General features: G+C 65.8%; 4 protein-coding genes and 1 pseudogene. 4 read left to right on the forward strand and 1 reads right to left on the reverse strand.

Annotated elements, in window-relative coordinates; genetic code table 11:
* Positions 1-280: 280 nt before the first annotated feature.
* Positions 281-511: pseudogene (locus VJT49_RS13850) on the forward strand (integrase core domain-containing protein); the annotation flags it as partial.
* 165 nt (positions 512-676) lie between these two features.
* Here the strand turns inward: VJT49_RS13850 and VJT49_RS13860 are convergent.
* Entirely contained in the window at positions 677-1,036 is a 360-nt protein-coding gene (locus tag VJT49_RS13860) for a zinc ribbon domain-containing protein (RefSeq protein WP_414635947.1), read from the reverse strand.
* A gap of 558 nt (positions 1,037-1,594) precedes the next feature.
* Between VJT49_RS13860 and VJT49_RS13865 the strand changes: the two genes are divergently transcribed.
* The 3 genes from VJT49_RS13865 to VJT49_RS13875 all read left to right on the forward strand — a co-directional run.
* Complete coding sequence (locus VJT49_RS13865) at positions 1,595-2,170, forward strand: hypothetical protein (protein ID WP_324165199.1); 576 nt, start codon at positions 1,595-1,597, stop codon at positions 2,168-2,170.
* Positions 2,092-2,784 carry a tyrosine-type recombinase/integrase gene (locus VJT49_RS13870; RefSeq protein ID WP_324165200.1) on the forward strand — a complete coding sequence of 231 codons (693 nt, stop codon included), beginning with the start codon at positions 2,092-2,094 and terminating at the stop codon, positions 2,782-2,784. Before VJT49_RS13865 ends, VJT49_RS13870 begins: the two co-directional genes overlap by 79 nt.
* Positions 2,781-3,173: hypothetical protein (locus tag VJT49_RS13875; RefSeq protein WP_324165201.1), on the forward strand; the 393-nt coding region annotated here is incomplete at its 3' end. The genes VJT49_RS13870 and VJT49_RS13875, both read left to right, overlap by 4 nt.

The following is a 3,173-nucleotide window of genomic DNA, read 5'->3' on the forward strand; positions in this document are numbered from 1 at the left end:
ATCCAGCAGAACATCTCCGGACGCCTCACCAGCGAGAAACCCACCGAAGACCGCTACCGAATCCGCGGATACCTCTCCACCGCAGCAAAACACGGCCGCAACACGGTAGACGTACTGCGCCAGGCCATCCTCGGACACCCCCGGATACCACCCGACCCCACCCCAGCCTGACCACATTCATCACCCAGTATCACGACCCGACCGGCACCAAACCCACCAGACCGGGCCATTACACTACGCCACCACCATGATCACCCATCGCAATCCCGCTGAATATTTACTCGGCGACGCGTACGACAACGCGCTCGCGGAATCAACCATCGGTCTCTACAAAACAGAGTTGATCAAACCGCAGGGGCCGTGGCATAATAAGAACGAAGTCGAGATCGCCACTGCCGCATGGGTGGAGTGGTACAACGATCGACGGCTTCACGAGGCGTGTGGCTATCGGCCACCGACCGAGTTCGAGACCCTGTACGAGCTAGGTGACCTGACCAGTCTGGTCGCCTGACCCCAGTAACGAGTCTCTACCGAACCTGGGGCGGTTCACACGACTTTGCCTCAGCCCTGGGGTGCCCACGCGTCGTGTACCGCCACCCCACGAAAGCGGGTCAGGACACCGGCGGCGTCCATACCTTTCCTGCCGCGCTTGCGGTGGCAGGTGATCAACGTGTACTTACCGGTGCGGGCGCAGTGCACGCCAGTGCAGCTTGCCGGCCACCCGCAAACCGGTCTCGTCGAAACCGGCGACCTCGTGGGGCGTGGCGACGTGATCGGCGCGGGAATGCGAGCACTCATAACGCGGATGCCTGTCTTGGTAGCGGACCTGCATAGACCGTCCGCAGGCGCCGCAGAACACGATGCCCTGACACAGCGCCGTGCCTTCCCGCGGCGGACGGGCTCCGGCGTTGGTCCGGTTGGCCGTGAGTTTCGCTTCATTCGCCAGGTACTGCTCGAACGTGATGTAGCCGTCGTGGTGGTCGCGGATGAGGACTTCCCACTCTTCCCGCGGCAGTTCGACGGTGCGGGAGGCCACGCTGCCATCGGGGCGCACGACCTGGCGGCTGCGGCGCCGACCGAACACATACGCGCCGGCATACAGACCATCAGGTGATCATGGACCCGGACGCCGAAGTCGCCGCCGCGATCGCCGACGTGTTCACCGCCTTCGCCCAGACCGGCTCGGCCTATGGGGTCGCGGGCGCCTTCTCTGGGCGTCGTTTTCCCCGCCGCGCTTACGGTGGGACGTGGGCCGGGCAACTACGGTGGGGCCGGCTCACCCACGCCCGCGCGGCGGGGATCTTGCGCAATCCCGTTCGACGCGACGCGCTTCCTCGTCACCGAGTCTGTACAGGGAAAGATGTTCGTCCAGTGGTAGCAGGACGAGCAGTTGCTCCAGTGCGCGATCTGCTACAGCCGCTGCTGCGATGGGTTCGCCCGCCGCCGAGAGATCCGAGAGCGACGCAGCCGCCCGCCCAGCCGGTCGAATGGCGTGTTCGGCGGCGGCATGTCGCACCATGATGGGTAGTTCAGCCCACCGCCCGGCCAGCGCCGTGCCGATCGCGTCGCCTGCCGTAGCCAGGGCGGCTACCGCATGGTCGGGCTGGCCAGCCGGCTGGCCGAGTCGAAACGGGCGGCGGCCCATCGCGGCGAATTGCGGGTGCCCCTGCCCGTGGGGTTCGTCTACGACGAAGGCGAGGCCGACATCCTGGACTCCGTCATCGAATTCGTCTGCGGCGAACTGAACGGCACCGATGGCACCGACGGACCAACACCGGACGACGACGACACGACATCTGCTGATGACGAGTTGAGCAGCAGGGAGACCGAAGTCGGTTCTCTGGCGTATCAACTGGCGTGGAGTGTGGCGCGCTCGCGCCAACCCACCAGTTGGCGACTCACCAGGCTGGGCACGCTGGGCACCGATGGCCCTGCCGCAGCGTTGCCTGCGACACTCGCCGCCGCCGGTACCATCCTGCGGACTACTGCGACCGGCGACCGGCCCACCCAGAGTAACTCGGCCCTCCGCGAGAAGTTGGTGGCAGTCCTCAGCCGAGCCCTTACCGAGTCCGACCGCGACCCTGCCGGAAGTTGCGCATCAGTTTCGACGACCGGCCCGAGCGTCCCCACGCGGCTACCGACGAGGTGGACGCGCTGGCCGGCCGGATGAGCCCGGACACCGGGCTGATGGTGGTCACCGACGCCACCACCGGGCTGCGGTGGGGCGAGCTGGCCGGGTTGCAGTGGATCCGGACCTACCTCGACGAGGACCCGCGTATCGAGATCGATCCGAAGTTCGGCGCGTTGCACGAGGTACAGGGACGACTGGAACTCGGGCCACCCAAGACCCCGGCCAGTGTCCGCACGGTGCACCTGCCGCCGTTCCTGGCCGACGAGCTACGGGCACACCGGGAACGCAACCCCGACGCCCAGTTCGTGTTCACCGGGATCAACGGCGGTCTGCACCGGCGATCCAACTTCCGCCGCCGGGTCTGGCTACCCGCCCTGGCCGGGGACGAGAAGAAGGGCTGGTCACCCCTGAACCAGGAGCTGCACTTCCATGACCTGCGTCATACGCATGAGACGTGGTTGATCGAAGACCGGGTGCCGCGCATCATGCGGCTGGTGCGGCTCGGGCACAAGCGCAAGGACGTCGACGACCTCTACTCGCACGTCACCGAGCAGATGATCAAGGACACGCTGCAGGCCCTCCAGCAGCGGTGGGAGCAGGATGGCGGCTGGACCTGGCAGGAAAACCCCGCCGTGGAGCCAGAAGCGGCATGACCTCTTCTGATCTGGGCAGGTGGTCAGCAGACCGTGCTCCCAAACTGCTCCCAAAAATCACCAAAACCCTGCCGACGAAGATCATCGACAGGGCGTGTGACCAGCAAAAACACGGAGTGGACCTTGTTACGGCTTACTCGAAACGGCCGGACTTGGCAGACGCCCTGGTCAGGACGGTGCAGCAGATCAAGGCCGCGGAAGGCCGGGGCAACTTTGCGGACTATTCGGTTCGTTCGACCGCCCGAAGCGGGCAACCGCGTCGAGTCGTGGACCGGCTGAGCGCGGCTGAGATTCGCCTCCTGATCGATGCGTTCGAGCGCGGCACCCCCAAGTGGAAGCTCGCCGAGCAGTACGCCATCTCCGAAAGCAGCATCAAGCGTCTGCTGCGC

The sequence above is a fragment of the Amycolatopsis sp. genome (assembly GCF_035276945.1).
Lineage (GTDB): Bacteria > Actinomycetota > Actinomycetes > Mycobacteriales > Pseudonocardiaceae > Amycolatopsis_E.

Bases quoted from the DNA above. Each gene is read 5' to 3' on its own strand.
- VJT49_RS13865 (WP_324165199.1), top strand. From the start codon at position 1,595: ATGGTCGGGCTGGCCAGCCGGCTGGCCGAGTCGAAACGGGCGGCGGCC.